The 19,109-nt window shown below is 69.1% G+C and carries 18 protein-coding genes; 3 read left to right on the top strand and 15 right to left on the bottom strand.

The window, feature by feature from the left end; genetic code table 11:
- Positions 1 to 13: 13 nt before the first annotated feature.
- From OHB23_RS11155 to OHB23_RS11120, 8 genes are read right to left on the bottom strand one after another with little or no spacing between them, the layout of a single operon-like run.
- Positions 14 to 412, bottom strand: a complete 399-nt coding sequence (locus OHB23_RS11155; RefSeq protein ID WP_027505665.1) for a DUF4233 domain-containing protein — start codon at positions 410 to 412, stop codon at positions 14 to 16.
- Entirely contained in the window at positions 409 to 1,845 is a 1,437-nt protein-coding gene (folC, locus tag OHB23_RS11150) for a bifunctional tetrahydrofolate synthase/dihydrofolate synthase (protein WP_051613338.1), read from the bottom strand. Before folC ends, OHB23_RS11155 begins: the two co-directional genes overlap by 4 nt.
- Positions 1,842 to 4,493, bottom strand: coding sequence for a valine--tRNA ligase (locus OHB23_RS11145; protein ID WP_328809542.1), 2,652 nt, complete (start codon positions 4,491 to 4,493; stop codon positions 1,842 to 1,844). The genes folC and OHB23_RS11145 overlap by 4 nt, the downstream gene beginning before the upstream one ends.
- Before the next feature lie 9 nt (positions 4,494 to 4,502).
- On the bottom strand, positions 4,503 to 6,557 hold the full coding sequence (locus OHB23_RS11140; protein ID WP_328809541.1) for a S9 family peptidase: 2,055 nt from the start codon (positions 6,555 to 6,557) through the stop codon (positions 4,503 to 4,505).
- A gap of 18 nt (positions 6,558 to 6,575) precedes the next feature.
- Positions 6,576 to 7,547, bottom strand: a complete 972-nt coding sequence (locus OHB23_RS11135; protein ID WP_328809540.1) for a heme-dependent oxidative N-demethylase family protein — start codon at positions 7,545 to 7,547, stop codon at positions 6,576 to 6,578.
- On the bottom strand, positions 7,544 to 8,464 hold the full coding sequence (locus tag OHB23_RS11130; protein ID WP_328809539.1) for a PDR/VanB family oxidoreductase: 921 nt from the start codon (positions 8,462 to 8,464) through the stop codon (positions 7,544 to 7,546). The genes OHB23_RS11135 and OHB23_RS11130 overlap by 4 nt, the downstream gene beginning before the upstream one ends.
- Positions 8,461 to 8,841: a dimethylamine monooxygenase subunit DmmA family protein gene (locus tag OHB23_RS11125; protein ID WP_051613335.1), complete on the bottom strand. Its 381-nt coding sequence runs from the start codon at positions 8,839 to 8,841 to the stop codon at positions 8,461 to 8,463. Before OHB23_RS11125 ends, OHB23_RS11130 begins: the two co-directional genes overlap by 4 nt.
- Before the next feature lie 40 nt (positions 8,842 to 8,881).
- The gene (locus OHB23_RS11120; RefSeq protein WP_328811624.1) at positions 8,882 to 9,871 is read right to left on the bottom strand and encodes an iron-siderophore ABC transporter substrate-binding protein; all 990 of its coding nucleotides are present in this window, start codon (positions 9,869 to 9,871) and stop codon (positions 8,882 to 8,884) included.
- Positions 9,872 to 10,035: 164 nt separating this feature from the next.
- Between OHB23_RS11120 and fdhD the strand changes: the two genes are divergently transcribed.
- Positions 10,036 to 10,884 (top strand): formate dehydrogenase accessory sulfurtransferase FdhD, encoded by an 849-nt coding sequence (gene fdhD, locus OHB23_RS11115; protein ID WP_027505660.1) that lies wholly within the window; start codon positions 10,036 to 10,038, stop codon positions 10,882 to 10,884.
- Here fdhD and OHB23_RS11110 read toward each other — a convergent pair.
- The 3 genes from OHB23_RS11110 to OHB23_RS11100 are packed head-to-tail and all read right to left on the bottom strand — an operon-like array spanning position 10,853 to position 13,617.
- Complete coding sequence (locus OHB23_RS11110) at positions 10,853 to 12,211, bottom strand: amino acid permease (protein WP_328809538.1); 1,359 nt, start codon at positions 12,209 to 12,211, stop codon at positions 10,853 to 10,855. The two genes, fdhD and OHB23_RS11110, sit on opposite strands and share 32 nt — an antisense overlap.
- An 18-nt stretch (positions 12,212 to 12,229) precedes the next feature.
- Entirely contained in the window at positions 12,230 to 12,874 is a 645-nt protein-coding gene (locus OHB23_RS11105) for a CoA transferase subunit B (RefSeq protein ID WP_056445900.1), read from the bottom strand.
- Complete coding sequence (locus OHB23_RS11100) at positions 12,871 to 13,617, bottom strand: CoA transferase subunit A (RefSeq protein WP_328811623.1); 747 nt, start codon at positions 13,615 to 13,617, stop codon at positions 12,871 to 12,873. Before OHB23_RS11100 ends, OHB23_RS11105 begins: the two co-directional genes overlap by 4 nt.
- 107 nt (positions 13,618 to 13,724) lie before the next feature.
- Here OHB23_RS11100 and OHB23_RS11095 point away from each other — a divergent pair, with 107 nt between their 5' ends.
- Both OHB23_RS11095 and OHB23_RS11090 read left to right on the top strand, forming a co-directional pair.
- On the top strand, positions 13,725 to 14,546 hold the full coding sequence (locus OHB23_RS11095) for an IclR family transcriptional regulator domain-containing protein (protein WP_328809537.1): 822 nt from the start codon (positions 13,725 to 13,727) through the stop codon (positions 14,544 to 14,546).
- A gap of 46 nt (positions 14,547 to 14,592) precedes the next feature.
- Positions 14,593 to 15,801: an acetyl-CoA C-acetyltransferase gene (locus OHB23_RS11090; RefSeq protein ID WP_056445905.1), complete on the top strand. Its 1,209-nt coding sequence runs from the start codon at positions 14,593 to 14,595 to the stop codon at positions 15,799 to 15,801.
- Here OHB23_RS11090 and OHB23_RS11085 read toward each other — a convergent pair.
- The 4 genes from OHB23_RS11085 to OHB23_RS11070 all read right to left on the bottom strand — a co-directional run bounded on the left by OHB23_RS11085 (position 15,798) and on the right by OHB23_RS11070 (position 19,024).
- Positions 15,798 to 16,067: a SelT/SelW/SelH family protein gene (locus OHB23_RS11085; protein WP_328809536.1), complete on the bottom strand. Its 270-nt coding sequence runs from the start codon at positions 16,065 to 16,067 to the stop codon at positions 15,798 to 15,800. The two genes, OHB23_RS11090 and OHB23_RS11085, sit on opposite strands and share 4 nt — an antisense overlap.
- A 109-nt stretch (positions 16,068 to 16,176) precedes the next feature.
- Positions 16,177 to 17,457, bottom strand: coding sequence for an ATP-dependent Clp protease ATP-binding subunit ClpX (gene clpX / locus OHB23_RS11080; protein WP_027505654.1), 1,281 nt, complete (start codon positions 17,455 to 17,457; stop codon positions 16,177 to 16,179).
- Positions 17,458 to 17,682: 225 nt separating this feature from the next.
- Positions 17,683 to 18,348 carry an ATP-dependent Clp protease proteolytic subunit gene (locus tag OHB23_RS11075; RefSeq protein WP_027505653.1) on the bottom strand — a complete coding sequence of 222 codons (666 nt, stop codon included), beginning with the start codon at positions 18,346 to 18,348 and terminating at the stop codon, positions 17,683 to 17,685.
- Positions 18,349 to 18,427: 79 nt separating this feature from the next.
- Entirely contained in the window at positions 18,428 to 19,024 is a 597-nt protein-coding gene (locus tag OHB23_RS11070) for an ATP-dependent Clp protease proteolytic subunit (RefSeq protein ID WP_051613384.1), read from the bottom strand.
- Positions 19,025 to 19,109: the final 85 nt, after the last annotated feature.

The raw sequence follows: 19,109 nt of genomic DNA, 5'->3' as shown, positions 1-19,109 counted from the left end.
CGGAGCACCGGCGTCATTCTCGCTGGCTCGGCAACCGGCCCTCGGCGATGCGCTTGCGGAGATCGCGGCGCAGATACAGCAGGTACACCCACACGGCGAGGAACAGCACGCCCACGACGGCGATCGACGGGTGCGCGAAGAAGCCGAGGATCACCAGGACCTGCAGCGCGAGATCGAAGGACAGAGCCCACGACCGACCCTGCAGTCCTGCACCGAGCAGCATGACCACGCCCAGCGCGATGATGTACGTCCCACTGATCCACGTGAGTCCGCCGCCGACGGTCGCGACGACCGGGAGGGACAGGAAGACGACGATCGCCTCGAGGACGAGGGTGCCGGCGCAGACGCCGCGGAACCCCTTCCACGGATCGCGTGCGGGCGGCGGGACCTGGCCCGCCTCGGGGACTGTCATACCGGGTCCTTCCCGAAGAGAGTGCGTGCCGCACCGGCGGTCACCACGGATCCCGTGACGACGACGCCGGCACCGGAGACGGCCTCACCCTCGTCCGCGACGTCCTCCGCGATGCCGATCGCGATCTCGAGTGCGTCCGGGAGCGTCTCCGCGACGACGACACGCTCGTCGCCGAACTTGGCCACGGCGGCGTCGGCGAGTGCCTCGACGTCGAGCCCGCGCGGGGAGCCGTTGTGGGTCACGACGATCTCGTCGAGTACGGGTTCGAGTGCCTGCAGAATGCCGTCGACGTCCTTGTCCTTCATCACGGACACGACGCCGACGAGCTTGCGGAAGTCGAACTCGGCCGTCAGCGTCGCGGCGAGTGCGGCGGCGCCGTGCGGGTTGTGCGCGGCGTCGACGAAGACCGTCGGTGCGTTGCGCACCCGCTCGAGTCGGCCCGGGTTCACCACCGAGGCGAAACCCTCGCGCACCGTCTCGACGTCGAGTCCGTGGTCGGCACCCGCGCCGAAGAACGCCTCGACCGCCGCGAGGGCCAGCGAGGCGTTGCGCGCCTGGTGTTCACCGTGGAGCGGAAGGAAGATGTCGTCGTACACGCCGCCGAGGCCGCGGAGCTCGAGCTGCTGACCGCCGACCGCGACGCGACGGGCCAGGACCACGAACTCGGACCCGGCGCGGGCCACCGCCGCGTCCATCTCCACGGCACGCCGCAACAGGACGTCGGTGACCTCGGGTTGCTGCTCGTCGAGAACCGCCACCGTGTCGACCGGATCGAGCCGTTCGGGGGCCTTCTTGATGATGCCGGCCTTCTCCTCGGCGATACCGGCCAGATCGGTACCGAGGTACTCGATGTGGTCGATACCGATCGGGGTGATGACGGAGACCTGCGCGTCCACCACGTTGGTGGCGTCCCACCGCCCGCCGAGACCCACCTCGACGACGGCGACGTCGACCGGGGCCTCCGCGAACGCCGCGAACGCCATCGCGGTCACCACCTCGAACTTGCTCATTCTGGGCCCGCCCGCGGCCTCCGACTGCGCGTCGATCATCTCGACGTACGGCAGGATGTCGCGGTACGTGTCGACGTACTGGCGAGGGGTCAGCGGCACCCCGTCGACCGCGATCCGCTCGGTGGCCAACTGCAGGTGGGGGCTGGTGGTGCGACCGGTGCGCCGGTGGAACGCCCGCAGCAGCGACTCGATCATCCGGGTGACCGACGTCTTGCCGTTGGTGCCCGCGACGTGGATGGACGGGTAGCTCGCCTGCGGGGACCCGAGCAGGTCCATCAGCGCACTGATGCGCGTGAGCGACGGCTCGATGGTCGTCTCGCCCCAGCGCTGGTCCAGTTCGGACTCCACCAGCGTGAACTCGGCGAGATCGACCGGGGAGGGTCCCGTCACCCCCTCCGGCCCGGAGTTTCCCGGATAGCTCACGCCGGCCCCATCTCACGCAGACGTGCGGTGATGCGCTCGACGTCCTCGCGGGCGATCTGCTGCCGTGCGCGGATCTTGTCCACGACCGCCTCGGGGGCCTTGCCGATGAAGGCCTCGTTGCCCAGCTTGGCCGTGGTGGCGGCGAGTTCCTTCTCCGCGGCCGCGAGATCCTTCTCGGCGCGCTTGCGCTCGGCCGCCACGTCGACGGTGCCGGACGTGTCGACGGAGACGACGACGGTACCGAGCGAGAGTCGAACCTCGATGGACGCCGTCTCGGCGAAGTCCTCCTCCGGCTCCGTCAGGAAGGCGAGCGCACGGGTCGCGGGGATCTGTGCCGTAAGGTCCGCCTCCTCGACCCCGAGCAGCCGCGCCGGGACCTTCTGCTTCGGCTTCACGCCCTGGTCGCTGCGGAAGCGGCGCACCTCGGTGATGAGCTTCTGCATGTCGGACACGCGTTGCAACGCGACGGGATCGGCTCCGACCCCGGTCTCCTTCGGCCACGGTGCGACCACGATGCTCTCGCCGCCCGTGAGCGCCTTCCAGAGCGTCTCGGTGACGAACGGGACGACCGGATGCAGCAGGCGGAGAATGGAGTCGAGCACGACACCGAGGACGATACGAGTGGGTTCCGCCGCGCTCTCCGACGAGAACTGCACCTTGGCCAGTTCGAGGTACCAGTCGCAGACCTCGTCCCAGGCGAAGTGGTACAGCGCCTCGCACGCCTTGCCGAACTCGTAGCGGTCCAGCGCGTCGTCCACCTCGGCGCGTACCGTCGCCAGCCGGTCGAGGATCCAGCGGTCGGCGTCCGTGAGCGTCTCGCGGGCCGGGAGATCCTGCACCACAGCGCCGTTCATCAACGCGAACTTGGTGGCGTTGAACAGCTTGGTGGCGAAGTTGCGCGAACTCTGCGCGTTGTCCTCGCCGACCGAGAGGTCACCGCCGGGATGCGCGCCGCGAGCCAGCGTGAAACGCAGTGCATCCGCACCGAATCGGTCGACCCAGTCGAGAGGGTCGATGCCGTTGCCCTTCGACTTCGACATCTTGCGGCCGAACTCGTCACGCACCAGCCCGTGCAGGAACACGTCGCGGAACGGCACCGGACCGGGCAGCTCGTCGCCGACGGTGGTGCCGAACATCATCATGCGGGCGACCCAGAAGAACAGGATGTCGTAACCCGTGACGAGAACGCTGGTGGGATAGAACTTCTCGAGGTCGGGAGTGCGGTCGGGCCAGCCCATCGTCGAGAAGGGCCACAGGCCGGACGAGAACCACGTGTCCAACACGTCCGGGTCCTGCACCCAGCCCTCGGGCGGCGTCTCGTCGGGGCCCGGGCAGACCGTCTCACCGTCGGGTCCGTACCAGATGGGGATGCGGTGCCCCCACCACAGCTGGCGCGAGATGCACCAGTCGTGCATGTCGTCGACCCAGGCGAACCACCGCGGTTCCTGACTCTTCGGGTGCACCACGGTGCGCCCGTCGCGCACGGCGTCGCCGGCGGAGGCCGCCAACGTGGTGACGTTCACCCACCACTGGAGGGAGAGTCGCGGCTCGATGGGCTCGCCGCTGCGCTCGGAATGGCCGACACTGTGGACGTACGGACGCTTCTCGGCGACGACGCGGCCCTGCTCCGCGAGTGCCTCGCGCACGGCGACACGAGCCTCGAAGCGGTCCATACCGTCGAACTGCGTTCCGGTGTCGGCGATCCGGCCCGACGTGTCCATGATCGACGGCATCGGCAAGCTGTGCCGGAGACCCATCTCGAAGTCGTTGGGGTCGTGTGCCGGCGTGATCTTCACGGCGCCGGTGCCGAACTCGGGGTCGACGTAGTCGTCGGCGACGACCGGGATCTCGCGGTCGAGGAACGGGTGCGGAAGCGTCGTTCCCACCAGGTCCCGGTAGCGCTCGTCGTCGGGGTGAACGGCGACAGCGGTGTCGCCGAGCATCGTCTCGACACGAGTGGTGGCGACCACCACGTGCGGTTCGTCGTCGTTCAACGACCCGTAGCGCAGCGAGACCAGTTCGCCCTCGACGTCCTCGTACTTGACCTCGATGTCGGAGATCGCCGTCTTCAGCACCGGCGACCAGTTGACGAGGCGCTCGGCGCGGTAGATCAGGCCACGATCATGGAGCAGCTTGAACATGGTCTGGACGGCACGCGAGAGGCCCTCGTCCATCGTGAACCGCTCGCGGCTCCAGTCGACGCCGTCACCGATCCGGCGCATCTGCTCGCCGATGGTGCCGCCGGACTCACGCTTCCACTCCCACACCTTCTCGATGAAGGCGTCCCGGCCCAGTTCGTCCTTGGACGTTCCCTCGGCGACGAGTTGCTTCTCCACGAGCGACTGCGTGGCGATGCCCGCGTGGTCCATGCCGGGAAGCCACAGCACCTCGTAGCCCTGCATCCGCTTGCGACGGGACAGGACGTCCATCAGTGTGTGATCGAGGGCATGGCCCATGTGCAGGCTGCCGGTGACGTTGGGCGGCGGGAGCACGATCGAGTACCCCGGCTTCGCGCTGTCCGGATCGGCGACGAAGTACCCGGAGTCGACCCATCCCTGGTAGAGGCCTGCTTCCACGTCACCGGGATTCCAGGCCTTGGGCAGGCGGTCGGCAGGGTTCTCGTCGGGCGCTGTCGTCGATCTGGTCACCGGGTGATTCTAGTGCGCGTCGGGATCGACGGTCCGGCCCGGTCGCGCCGCCAGGATCTCGGGCATCGGAGTGGATTGTCCGAGTACGTGCTCGGCCAAGAAGGCGTGCACGGCGCCGTACCAGACAGCGGTGTGCTGCGGCGAGAGGATCCAGTGGTTCTCGTCGGGGAAGTACAGGAACCGGTGCACGGTCTCCCCGTTCTCGTCGGCGGGAGAACCGGACTCGGACAACAGCTCCCACCACAACCGCAGCGCTTCGCCCACGGGCACGCGATAGTCCTTGTCGCCGTGGATCACCAGCATCGGGGTGACGATGTCCGCGACGGCCAGGTGCGGTGAGTTCTCGAACGCCATCTCCGGCGTCATCTCGTGCGCCCAGTACGACGCCTCGTCGGTGGTGGGACCGAACTGGTCCAGCGCCCACAGACCGGCGTGCGAGACGATCGCCCGGAAGCGGTCGGTGTGACCTGCGACCCAGTTGGCCATGTAGCCGCCGAACGAGCCGCCCATCATCGCCGTGCGCGTGGAGTCGATGTCCTCGCGTTGCTCGACGGCGTCGGTGACGGCCATCAGGTCCGTGTAGGGCTCCGTCCCCCATCGGCCCCAGCCGCGCTGCACGAACGCCTGCCCGTACCCGGTGGACAGTGCCGGATCGGGGAGCAGGACGGCGAATCCCTGGGCCACCAGCATCCACGGATTCCAGCGCCACGACCAGGCGTTCCACGATCCGAGCGGTCCGCCGTGCGCCCACAGCACCAGCGGCGCGGGCCAGTCGGCGGACGTGCCCGTGGGGAGAGCCAACCAGGCGCGCACCCGCACACCGTCCTCGGCGGTGGTCTCGATGTCCTCGAGGGTGCCCGGCAGTGCCGGCGTGGCGGCCGGTGATCGCAGCTCGGTCACCGCACCGTCGACGAGCGTGATCCGGACCGGATGCGGCGGAACGAGATACGACGAGCGCAGCGCGTGGACGACATCACCGTCCGGAGCCGGGCGCAGGTCGGTGTAGGCGTGGTCGTCCTGCGTCAGGCGGCGGGCCGCGTCGCGCGTCACGACGAAGATCGGTGCCCGGCCGTCGTCGTCCGCCGTCACCAGGATGCTGCGCCCGTCGGCGGACCACACCGGCGACGACGGCCACCGGTCCCACCCGGCCGCCCACTGCTCCGGCAGCCCGGTCGTCAGGTCGAGGACGTGCAGCGTGGTCCGCGGCGCCGCATCCGGTTCCGGATGCGTCTCGCGCACAAAGGCGACGCGCGTTCCGTCCGGCGAGACGGCAGGGGCTCCGACGTCGGCCACCGGGTCGTCGACCAGCACGGCGTCGGCACCGTCCGAGGTGTCGATCCGGACGAGCACGTGCCGTGTGGTGGCATCGGCTCCCGCGACCCTGCGTGTGGCCACCAGCCACGAGCCGTCGGGAGCCACCGCGACGGAGGTGTCGCGGTACGCTCCGCCGCCCGCCGAACCGCCGGGTCGCGGCGTCACCGTCCGCAGTGCGACGTCGGTGTCCTCAGTGTCGCCGAGGTTCCCCACGAAGACGTGCGTGGACGCCGGACCGAGGTCGCTGTCCCAGTGCCGCATCGGATATCCGCTGTGCAGGATCGCGGAGACGGCCTTGTCCTTCCGCAGCGCGCGCAGCGTCTCGTCACGGTCGACGTCGCCCAGAACCTCACCGGAGACAGCGAACACCGGCGCGTCGGTCGCGGCCACGACTCCCCCGCCCCCTCCGCCGCGGTGCGCGACTCTGCGGGCCTCTCCGCCCCGCGCGGACAGCGCCCACACCGCGGACGGTGCGTCGTCGTCACCGGACGCCGCTCGCACGAAGAGCAGGTCGCCGTTCGCGGCGAAGGTCGGTGCGGAGTCACCGGTGGCGGACCGGGTGAGCCGGCGCGGCGCCGACGTGCCGTCCGTCGCGATGGACCACAGACTCGAGACGTACTTCGTCCGTGCGGCATTCAGCTCGGACATCGTGGTGACGAGCGACGCTCCGTCGACGGACAGTGCGAGCCCCGCGATGCGGGGAAGGTCGAGGTAGGCGTCGGGAGTCCGGAAAGCGCTCGCGTCGGTCATGCCCCCGAACCTAGGCGATCACCCGAGCACCGCGCGACGTCTGCTCCGCCACCAGCGGTCGATCGCCGGTCGCAGCGCGGTCAGCCCCTTGTAGTCGGCCATGTCACGCGGCAGCTCCGCGGTGACCGCGACGACGCGCTCCGCCCAGCCGGGCACCGCCGCGAGTTCGTCGAGCGAGGCCTGATGGGTGCGGATGAGGAAGAGGATCGCACCGGACGGAGCGAGGCGCGTCAGGTGCTGCACCTCGACCCGCAGGCAGAGGCGCCGGCCGACCTCGTCGACGGACGCGGTCTCGAGGTGCCGTCGCGCGGGTGCACACTCCCCGCGCGTCTCCAGAGAGGCGTCGAGCCGATGATCGACCCCGAGCGACCAGTTGGTGCGCCGCACGATCGCTCCCGCACCCAGCCCGAGGAGGAACGCGCGCGCCCGCGCCACGACCCCTTCCTCCCGCACACGCGGGACGGGACCGTGGATGTCCTCGAAGCTCGCACCCAGAGCGAAGTTCACGGACCACCCCGACGCGAACGTCACCACGCCCGCGTCGGCGAACAGCTCGCCCCTGTGGGTGTCGAGCAGGACGAGATCGTCCGGGGTCTCCCCCGCCGCCAGCAGCAGTGGGTCGACGCTCGGGTCACCTCTGGCGACGTCGATGCTGGTGCCGGACAATCTGTTCGAGAAACGGACACGCCCGTCGTCGAGATCGAGCGTCGTCTCGTCGGGCATGCTGCGGTGCAGTTCGGTCAGCACCGTCTCGAGCGCGTCCCACCCGGCCGGCGCCATGTGCGGCAACGACACCGCTCGCCGGGGGTCCCGTGCGAGGATGCGGGCGCGTTCGGCCAGCGCGTCCCGATAGTCGGTGCCCGGTTCGACGACGTGCTCACCCCAGCCGCCCGCGGCGGTCCGATGAGCCGTGCGCGCCGGTTCGAGATTCGTGCTGTACCGGTACGTGTCACCGTCGAAGGGGAACGGGAAGGCCCGTAGGTCGGTCACAGGTCCACCACCAGACGGTCCCCCGCGGCGCGGGACACGCAGACCATCATCGAATCCGACCGTGTGCGTTCGTCGTCGGACAGGAACAGGTCGCGATGATCGACGGCGCCCGCGAGCACGGGCGTCCGACACCGACCGCAGACACCGTGACGACACTGCCGGTCGACGGACACGGCGGCAGTGTCGAGGACGTCCAGCACCGACTCGTCGGCCGACACCGGCAGGGTGCGACCGCTGCGCGCGAGTTCGAGCACGAACGACCGGCGAGGAGTATCGGGGCGGATGAACGCCTCGGTGTGCAGACGGCTCTCCGGCCAGCCCACCGCACGCGCGGCAGTCAGCGTCGCCTCGACGAGAGAGGGTGGCCCGCAGACGAACAAGTGAGTTCCCAGTGGTTGCCGGGTGAGCGCGTCCGCCAGTCCGCTCGTGAAGTCCTCGCGGGTGGTGCTGATCCGCGCATCGCACGACGTGGCCACGTCCTCGGCGAACGCGCCGCGTTCCGGCCGGTGGACGTAGTGCACCTCGGCGGTCGACCCGAGCCACCGCGCCAGGGACAGGATCGGCGTGATGCCGATCCCGCCGGCCACCAGCAGGTGCCTCCGCGCACGGAGAACCGGAGCGAAGGTGCTGCGCGGAGTGTCGACCTCGACGAGGTCACCCGGGCGCCGGCTCTGCAGCCATCGCGACCCGGCGCCGACGGCGAGTACCGCGCAGGAGTAGAGGGACGGGGCGTGCGGCGGCCCGATCAGGGAATAGGCGTTGTACGGGGCGGACGCGTCGTCGCCGCAGCGCACCACCACGTGGCTTCCGGGCACGAACGACGGCAGCGCGTCCCCCGAGCGCAGCGGCGCGAGGTCGATGCGCCGCACCGCACCGCCCGGAGTGACCGCGGTCGAGTGGACCACCCGCAGTGTCACGACGCGGCGTCCGGAACGCCGAGGCGAGCAGCGAGACGGCTCGAGACATGGTCGGTCACCACGAGATTCGCACCGCAGGACCCACAGGGCGGTGCCGGTCCGACCGTTCCGCACACCGGGCAGTAGACGTCGACACTGCCGTCCTGCGTGACGACGACGGAGATCTCGTCGGGTTCTGCGCCCGCCCGCAGCGCTCGCTCGCGGTAGACCGCGACATCGGCTGCGGAACCGATCAGCACACAGCGCCAGCCGACCACCGCACGGTCCGTCTCGGCGTCGAACCACGCGTCCGACTCCGGACCTCGCACCGCGAATCGGCCCGGGCTCTCACCGGCCGAGTCCGGACGGTCGGCGTCGCCGATGATCAGCACGGTCACGCCGCCGACAGTACCGCCGGCCGATCCACCGTCGGGCCTGTCAGCGCACGAGAGGTGTTAGCCGGCCGGGGATCTCCTGCAACGCGAACGGCAGGCTGAGCACGGTGCTCCACGCCATGGCCTCGGCGGCCTCGTCCTCGAGAATGATCACGCGATTCTCCTGGACGGCGGTCAGCTGCTGGTAGACGGGAGTGGCCGCCAGCTCGGCACGGAGCTTGTCACCGAAGCCGCCACCGGCGTACCAGACGAGCACGTCGACGTCGGCGAGAGACAACTGCTCGGTGCTCACGGTGGCGAAGTTGCGCTCGCCCACCTGATCGACGACCGGCGGATTCACGAAGCCCAGTTCGTTGAGGAAGCGCACCTTCGGGTCCTGCGCGCCGTAGACACCGAACTGTCCGGGTCCCTGCAGCGCTCCGAGCAGCACCGTCTTGCCGGCGAACGACGGGTTGGCGGCAGCCGTGTCGGCGAACTCGCGCTCGAGATCGGTGATCAGCGTGCTTGCCTGATCGGCCCGACCGAGCGCCTGGCCGAGCAGTGTGGTCTGGTCACGCCACGGAATGCCGTAGTCGACGAAACCGGTCGGCTGGGTGACGGTCGGGGCGAGCTGGGACAGCGAGTCGAACTCCGACTGCGTGATACCGGCATAGGTACCGACGATGAGATCGGGGCCTGCCGACGCCACCTTCTCCACGTCGATGCCCTCGGACGCGGTCCCGACGATCGCCGGTGCGGCGCCCCCCAGCGCAGACTGCGCCCAGGGCCAGGTCGCGGACGGGTAGTCGCCGTACCAGTCGAACACTCCGACCGGAACGACACCCAGCGCGAGCAGGGTGTCCTGGTCGTTGTACCCGACGCTGACGACGCGCTGCGGATCCGACGGCACGCTGACCTCGCCGTACTTCGTGGACACGGTCGCGCCGGAGTCCTGCGATCCGCCGGAGTCGGAACTGCTGCACGCAGCGGCCACCGCGACGATCGCGCCGGTGGCACCGAGGAGGAAAGAACGACGTGAGACGCCGGCCGACATGGCCATGGTGAGGTGGTCCCTTCGATGGACGGCGGGGACCCAGCCCCCCTGGTGTAGGCAAGGCTAACTTATGCACCGCCGCCTCGGACACGGGTCCGTCCGCGCGCCGGGCCGACGCGGGTCCACTATGGAGTGATGAGCACGTTGCACGAGAGCCACCACTGATGGGCCGCGCCACCGTCCGCCGACCGGTCGTCCGCATCCGCGGACCACACCGCTCGTCACGGCCCGACACCGTGGTCGCCGAGGAACCGTTGGAGTTACGCGTCGGCGGCAAGGCGTTGGCCGTCACCATGCGTACGCCCGGACACGACGTCGAACTCGCGCACGGGTTCCTCGCCACCGAGGGCGTCATCGGCGGCCGCGACGACATTCTGGCCGCACGGTACTGCGACGGTGTCGACGACGAGGGGCTCAACACCTATAACGTGCTCGATCTCGCTCTGGCAGCGCACGTCCCACCACCCGACCCCGGGGTCGAACGGAACTTCTACACGACGTCGTCCTGCGGCGTCTGCGGCAAGGCGTCACTCGATGCGGTGCGGCTCAAGACCCGCCACTCCCCCGGAGCCGACGGCGCGACAGTCACGACGACCGTCCTGACCACGCTCCCGGACACCCTCCGCGAGCACCAGCGCATCTTCGCGTCGACGGGCGGGCTGCACGCGGCCGCGCTCTTCGACACGGACGGCACGCTTCTCGCGGTGCGGGAGGACGTCGGCCGACACAACGCCGTGGACAAGGTGATCGGGTGGGCGGTGCTCGAGGGACGGGTTCCCCTCACGGGAACGGTGCTCATGGTCAGCGGACGCGCATCCTTCGAGCTCGCGCAGAAGGCCGTCATGGCCGGGATCCCGATCCTCGCCGCGGTGTCCGCGCCGTCGTCGCTCGCCGTCGACCTCGCCGACGAGTCCGGCCTGACTGTCGTCGGCTTCCTCCGCGGAGACGGTATGAACGTCTACACCCACGCCCACCGTGTGATCAGCGAGCCGCCGCCCGACGACGCCCGGTGACCAGACCGACGACGGTCAACAGCACGACCACCGCGAGGGTGGCGAGTACCTGACGACGGGACGACGCGTCCGTCAGCATGAGCACGGTCAGGCCCACGAGGAGCGCGAGCGCCACCCAGCTGAGGTACGGGAACGCCCACATGCGAACGGGCAGTGGACCCGCCGCCTCCAGACGGCGCCGTAGTCGTAGCTGCGACGCCACCGTCACCGCCCAGATCGCCAACAGGGACGCGCCCACGGCGTTGAGCAGGAACGTCAGCAGACCGTCGAGGTCGAGATAGTTCAGCAGCACGGCCACGAAGCCGAAGAACACCGAGACGAGCAGCGCGGCACGCGGGACCCCCGACGCATCCACCCGCGCCAACGGCCCCCTCCGGCCTTCCCGCAGCGCCAGCGAGTACATCATCCGGCTGGTCGCGTAGATCTGCGCGTTGAAGGCACTGAGCAGAGACAGCACGATGACGGCCTCCATGAAGCCGACCACCCCGGAGAGGTTCGCCTGCTGCAGCACCAGCGTGAACGGGCTCTCCGCGGCCGACTGCGCCTCGTCGAGACGGTTCCACGGCAGCAACAACGTGATCACCAGGATCGACCCGAGGTAGAAGACGCTGATGCGCCACACGACGCTGCGCACCGCGCGCCCGACCGACAGGGCCGGGTCCTTCGACTCGGCCGCCGCGATGGTCACGATCTCGATGCCGCCGAAGGCGAACGCCACGACCAGCAAGCCCGCGGCGATGCCCGAGACGCCATTGGGCGCGAACCCACCGAGACCGGTGAAGTTGGCGGCGCCGACAGGGGCCGAACCGGGGAGCAGGCCGAACACCAGCAACGTCCCGACGACGAGGAACCCGATGATGACGGTGACCTTGATGGCGGCGAACCAGAACTCGAACTCGCCGAAGTTCGACACCTTCGCGAGGTTGATCGCGGCGAAGACGACCATGGCCACGAGGGCGGGGATCCACGGATCCACGCCGAACCATGCACCCATGAAGGCTGCGGCGCCGGTCATCTCGGCGCCCATGACCATGACGAGGGTGAACCAGTACAGCCAGCCGGTGACGAAGCCGGCGGTGCGGCCGAACGCCATCTCGGCGTAGGTCGAGAACGATCCCGACGACGGCGAGGCGGCGGCCATCTCGCCGAGCATGCGCATGACGAGGATCACGAGGAAGCCGGCGAGGGCGTAGGACAGGAGGACGGCGGGTCCCGCGGCGGCGATGCCGGCGCCCGTGCCCAGGAACAGCCCGGCGCCGATCGCGGAGCCGAGGCCCATCATCGTCAGGTGGCGGACCTTCAGTCCGTCGGTGAGTGAGTCGACCATGAGAAGGAAACGGTAACGCTACGTCCGGACGCGGACCTCGGCGCCCGTCGCCGCGAGGACGTCGTCGACCCCCACGCCGGGTGCGGTCTCGATCAGTTCGAGCCCGTCCGCCGTGACGTCGAGGACCGCCAGATCGGTGATGATGCGGTGCACGCAGCCGCGACCGGTGAGCGGGAGCGTGCACCTCTCGACGATCTTGGGCTCCCCGCTGCGGGAGACGTGTTCCATCATCACGATGACGCGTCGCGCTCCGTGGACCAGGTCCATCGCGCCGCCCATCCCCTTGACCATGTGGCCGGGGATCATCCAGTTGGCGAGATCACCGCGGCTGTCCACCTGCATCGCGCCGAGGACGGCGACGTCCACGGCGCCGCCGCGGATCATGCCGAAGGACTGTGCCGAGTCGAAGAACGAGGCCCCCGGGAGCACGGTGACGGTCTCCTTGCCGGCATTGATCAGCTCGGGATCGAGTTCGTCCTCGGTGGGGTACGGGCCCACGCCCAGAACTCCGTTCTCCGAGTGCAGGATCACGGTCCTGTCGGGGGGAATGTGGGCCGGGATCAACGTGGGCATACCGATGCCCAGGTTCACGTACTGCCCGTCCTCGAGTTCGGCGGCCACCCGTGCCGCCATCTCGTCCCGTGTGCGCGGAGTCGGGGTCATGACCGCACCGTCCTGCGCTCGATCCCGACCGTCACGGGACCGACGACGACGACGCGCTGAACGTGGATACCGGGCGTGTGCACGTCCTCGGGCGTCAGCTCCCCCGGCTCGACCAGATGCTCCACCTGGGCGATGGTGAGGCGCCCCGACTCCGCTGCCGGTGGATTGAAGTTGCGGGCGCTGGCCCGGTAGACGAGATTGCCGTACCGATCACCCTTCCAGGCGTGCACCAGTGCGAAGTCGGCGGCGATCCCGCGCTCGAGGACATGGGTGACACCGTCGAACTCGCGCGTCTCCTTCGGGGCCGAGGCGAGAGCGACCCCGCCGGCGCCGTCGTATCGCTGTGGCAGCCCGCCCTCGGCGACCTGTGTCCCCACCCCCGCGGGGGTGAAGAACGCCGGGACACCGGCGCCGCCCGCTCGCAGCCGCTCGACGAGCGTGCCCTGCGGTGTCAGCTCCACTTCGAGTTCACCGCCGAGGTACTGGCGGGCGAACTCCTTGTTCGACCCGACGTACGAGCTGACGGTCCTGCGGATCCGGCCCTGCTCCAAAAGGATTCCCAACCCGAAGCCGTCGGTCCCGCAGTTGTTGCTGATGGTCTCGAGATCGGTCGCACCCTGATCGAGCAGCGCAGCGATCAAGAGTTCCGGCACACCGACCAGACCGAATCCGCCCACCGCGATCGACGATCCGCTCGGGATGTCGGCCACCGCCTCGGCGGCCGAGACCACCACCTTGTTCATCATGACCCTGACCCTAACGCACCGTTCGACAAGTGAACAGAAGTCCGCGATGCGAACACTGTGCTTCAATGAGACACGCGCATCCGAGCCGACGAGGAGAGGACCCCATGACCGAGCCCGCACCGCCGCAGACCCGCGCTGCCGCCGCGGATCACGTGCAGTCCCTCGCCCGCGGACTCGCGGTGATCCGGGCCTTCGACGCGGACCATCCCCGTCGCACGCTGTCCGAGGTCGCCCGAGCCACCGATCTCACCCGCGCCACGGCCCGTCGCTTCCTGCTCACCCTGGTCGAACTCGGGTACGTCCGCACCGACGGCACCACCTTCGCGCCGACTCCGAGGGTCCTCGATCTCGGCTACTCGTACCTCTCGTCGCTCTCGCTCCCCGAGATCGCCGGACCGCATCTCGAGGCATTGACCGCGCGCGTGCACGAGTCCTCGTCGGTGTCCGTCCTGGACGACCTCGACGTCGTCTACGTCGCCCGGGTCCCGGTGAGCCGCATCATGACCGTGTCCATCACCATCGGCACCCGTTTCCCCGCCTACGCCACCTCGATGGGCAGAGTCCTGTGGGCCGGTGTCGACGAGAACGCTCTCGCGGACCTTCTCGCGCGCACCGACCTCCGCGACCTCACGGGACGAACGGTGACGACGGAGTCGAGCCTGCGCGCCGAACTCGATCTCGTTCGGGCACAGGGCTTCTGCATCGTCGATCAGGAACTCGAGATCGGACTCCGCTCGATCGCCGCGCCGCTGCACGGGCACGGCGGCGCCGTCACCGCCGCGGTCAACATCAGCACGCCCGCGGCGCGCTACTCGCTCGACGAGTTGAGAACCACCGTCGTGCCGGCGCTGCTGAGCACCGCGGCCGCCATCGACGCCGATCTCGCCCGCGTCGCGTCGCGGTCGGACGCAGCCCGCACCTCCTGACCTCTCCTCCCCACCCGACCACCGACACACGAGACGAGACCACGCCATGCTCGACGCCGTCATCTGCGCTCCGCTGCGCACCCCCGTGGGCCGCTTCGGCGGGGCCCTGAAGACCGTTCCCGCAGCGGACCTCGCGTCTGCCGTGATCATCGAGATCCTCTCGCGCACCGGGCTGTCCGGCGCCGACATCGACGACGTGATCCTCGGGCAGGGCGCACCGAACGGCGAGGCACCGGCGATCGGACGCGTCGCCGCACTCGATGCGGGGCTCGGCATCGGCGTCCCCGGCCGCCAGGTCGACCGCCGCTGCGGGTCCGGGCTGCAGGCCGTTCTCGACGCCTGCATGCAGGTCTCCACGGGCGTGAGCGACGTCGTGCTCGCGGGCGGCGTGGAGTCGATGAGCTCCACCGAGTTCTACACCGACGGTGTGCGGTGGGGCGTCGGCGCCGACTCCGTGCCCCTCCAGGACAGGCTCGCACGGGCCCGGATCACGGCCGGCGGCACACACTTTCCCGTGCCCGGTGGGATGATCGAGACGGCCGAGAACCTCCGCGAGCAGTACGGTGTGCCCCGCGCCGACCAGGACGCCTTCGCGGTGCAGTCCCACCAGCGCGCCGTCGCGGCGCAACGGAGCGGCGTCTTCGCCGAGGAGATCGTGCCCGTCACGGTGCCTCGGCGCAGGGGCGATCCCGTCGTCGTCACCGACGACGAGCACCCACGAGCCGACACCACCCTCGAGTCGCTGTCCCGGCTCCGCCCGATCCGCGGGACGATCGATCCGGAATCGACAGTCACCGCCGGCAACGCCAGCGGTCAGAACGACGGCGCCGCGCTCTGCCTCGTCACCACGGCGGACAGGGCCGCAGCGCTGGGGCTGACACCCCTGGTCCGACTCGCCGGATGGGCGGTGGCCGGTGTCGCGCCGGCGACGATGGGCATCGGCCCGGTCCCGGCGACGGCCGCCGTTCTCGGCCGGCTCGGCCTCACCCTCGACGACATGGACGTCGTCGAACTGAACGAGGCGTTCGCCGCCCAGGTGTTGTCGGTGCTGACCGAATGGTCGATGGACCCCGCCGACCCTCGGCTCAACCCGCACGGCTCGGGCATCTCCCTCGGCCACCCGGTCGGCGCGACCGGCGCACGCATCCTGACCACCCTCGCTCACGAGATGGTGCGACGAGACGTGCGGTACGGCCTCGAGACGATGTGCATCGGCGGCGGCCAGGGACTCGCGGCGGTGTTCGAGCGCGTCTAGGAACGGTCCGCGTGCCCGAGGTCGCGCTCCGGGTCGACCTCGTCTCGAACGAGTTGCTTCAGAACGGTGATCTCGGGAAAACCGCCGCGCTCCTTGCGATCCCACACCACGGACTCCCCCACCACGACGCGGAAGACTCCGCCGGTGCTGGGAATCAGCGCCACCTCGGTGAGGTCGGATCCGAAAGTCTGCAGCAGTTCCTGCGCCATCCATCCGGCTCGCAGGAGCCACTGACACTGGGTGCAGTACGTGATCGCGACGCGCATGGCGGCGACCCTACCCCCGACGTTCCAGAGCCCCGACGCTCCAGAGCCCCGACGCACGAGAACCCCGGCGACCATCGGTCGTCCGGGGCTCTCGATCAAGCTGAGGGGGTCAGGCGCTCTTCTCGCGCCGTTCCGGCCGGTCCGGCTTGCGCGGCACGATGGTGGGGAGCACGTTGTCGTTCACGGTCTCCGCCGTCACGACCACCTTCGCCACGTCGTCACGACTGGGGATGTCGAACATGACCGGGTTGAGCACTTCCTCCATGATCGCGCGCAGTCCACGAGCACCCGTGCCGCGATGGATGGCCTGCTCGGCCATCGCGTCCAGCGCGTCCGGGGTGAACTCCAATTCGACACCGTCCATGTCGAACAGGCGCGTGTACTGCTTCACCAGAGCGTTCTTCGGCTCCGACAGGATGGTCACGAGGGACTCCTTGTCGAGATGCGTGACCGACGCGACGACCGGCAGGCGACCGATGAACTCGGGAATCAGACCGAACTTGATCAGATCCTCGGGCATGACCTCGGCGAAGTGGTCCTGCGTGTCGATCTCGGCCTTGGAGTGGACCTCGGCGCCGAAGCCGAGGCCGCGCTTGCCGATGCGGTCCGACACGATCTTCTCGAGCCCGGCGAACGCACCGGCGACGATGAAGAGCACGTTGGTCGTGTCGATCTGGATGAACTCCTGGTGCGGGTGCTTGCGTCCACCCTGCGGCGGGACACTGGCCTGCGTGCCCTCGAGGATCTTGAGCAGGGCCTGCTGCACACCCTCGCCGGAGACGTCGCGCGTGATCGACGGGTTCTCGCTCTTGCGAGCGATCTTGTCGACCTCGTCGATGTAGATGATGCCGGTCTCGGCACGCTTGACGTCGTAGTCCGCGGCCTGGATCAGCTTGAGGAGGATGTTCTCGACGTCCTCACCGACGTACCCGGCCTCGGTCAACGCGGTGGCGTCGGCGATGGCGAACGGGACGTTCAGCATCTTCGCCAGCGTCTGCGCGAGGTAGGTCTTGCCGCAACCGGTGGGACCGAGCATCAGGATGTTGGACTTGGCCAGTTCCACGGTCTCACCACGGGCGTCACGGGCCTTGTCGCCGGCCTGGATGCGCTTGTAGTGGTTGTAGACCGCGACGGCGAGACGACGCTTCGCCGTGTCCTGACCGATGACGTAGTTCTCCAGGAAGTCGCGGATCTCCGCGGGCTTGGGCAACTCGTCGAGCTTGACCTCGCTCGACTCGGCCAGTTCTTCCTCGATGATCTCGTTGCACAGATCGATGCACTCGTCACAGATGTAGACACCTGGTCCGGCAATGAGCTTCTTGACCTGCTTCTGGCTCTTTCCGCAGAAAGAGCACTTGAGCAGATCACCACCGTCACCGATGCGTGCCATGAGCGTTAGTCCTCACTAGTGAAAGAGAATCTCTGCGTGCGACCGTACCCGCCTTCGCGGTCGGAGGTCGACTTCTGACGCAACCCGAGCAGGCATGTCGGAGCGGCGTCGCACCCCCTCGGACGTGGGTGAATCGATGCAGTCCGGGGGCCCGGAACCGGCCGGAGCCACCCGTCCACGACCCGTCGTCCGGGCGTGTCGGGAGCGGCCTCCGGCCGGCCGGCGTCACTTGCGTGCGGAAAGCTTGCGGTACTCGAAGACGGTGTCGATGATCCCGTAGTCCTTGGCCTCCTCGGCCGTGAGGATCTTGTCGCGATCGGTGTCCTTGCGGATGACGTCGGCGTCCTTGCCGGTGTGGCGACCGAGGGTGGTCTCCATCAGACGACGCATGCGCTCGATCTCCCGAGCCTGGATCTCGAGGTCCGACACCTGGCCCTGCACACCGCCGGTGGACGGCTGGTGGATGAGGACGCGAGCGTTCGGCAGTGCCGCACGCTTGCCGGGGGCACCCGCTGCGAGCAGCACGGCGGCGGCCGACGCGGCCTGACCGAGGCAGACGGTCGCGACATCGGCGCGCACGTACTGCATCGTGTCGTAGATCGCCATCAGCGACGTGAACGAGCCACCGGGCGAGTTGATGTACATCGTGATGTCGCGGTCGGGATCGAGACCCTCGAGCACGAGCAGCTGCGCCATGATGTCGTTCGCCGAGGCGTCGTCGACCTGCACGCCGAGGAAGATGATGCGCTCCTCGAAGAGCTTGTTGTACGGGTTCGACTCCTTGACGCCGTAGCTGGAGTGCTCGACGAAGGACGGGAGGATGTAGCGGGAATCGGGCCCGGCGGGCGAGCTGGAGCCGGGGAGAGAACGGGGATCGAAGAGCTGGGACATCAGTACTCCAAGGGTGTGGGTGAAGAGATCGGACGACCGACAGGAGCGAGCGCGTCGCGCGCTGCGCTGTCCGGTCCGATCAGTTGTCGGCTCCGCTGGTGCCGCCGGCCTGCTCGGCGCGTGTGATGACGTGATCGACCATGCCGTACTCGAGGGCCTGCTGCGCCGTGAACCACCGGTCGCGGTCGGAGTCCTCGGTGACCTGCTCGAACGACTGGCCGGTGTGCTGTGCGATCAGTTCGGCCATCTCGCGCTTGGTGAGGGCGAACTGCTCGGCCATGATGGCGATGTCCGCCGCGCTGCCGCCGATTCCGGCGGACGGCTGGTGCATCATGATGCGGGCGTGCGGCAGGGCGTAGCGCTTGCCCTTGGTCCCGGCGGTGAGCAGGAACTGGCCCATCGACGCCGCCAGGCCCATCGCGTAGGTCGCGACGTCGCACTCGGCGAAGTTCATCGTGTCGTAGATCGCCATGCCGGCCGAGACGGAACCGCCGGGCGAGTTGATGTAGAGCGCGATGTCGCGAGTGGGGTCCTCTGCCGAGAGCAGGAGGATCTGGGCGCACAGCTTGTTCGCGATGTCGTCGTCGACCTGCGTGCCGAGGAAGATGATGCGCTCACGGAGCAGACGCTCGTAGACGGAGTCGCTGAGGTTGAGTCCGGCGGTCGCGGACGTCATGGCCGGAGCGGTCACGATCGACCCTGCCTGACGGGACGGCCCTGCCTGGTCGGTGTTGGTCGCCGGGTTCGTGGTGGTCACGGTA

The organism is Rhodococcus sp. NBC_00294 (genome assembly GCF_036163995.1).
Taxonomy (GTDB): domain Bacteria; phylum Actinomycetota; class Actinomycetes; order Mycobacteriales; family Mycobacteriaceae; genus Rhodococcoides.
This window is presented reverse-complemented; position numbering and strand designations above follow the sequence as displayed.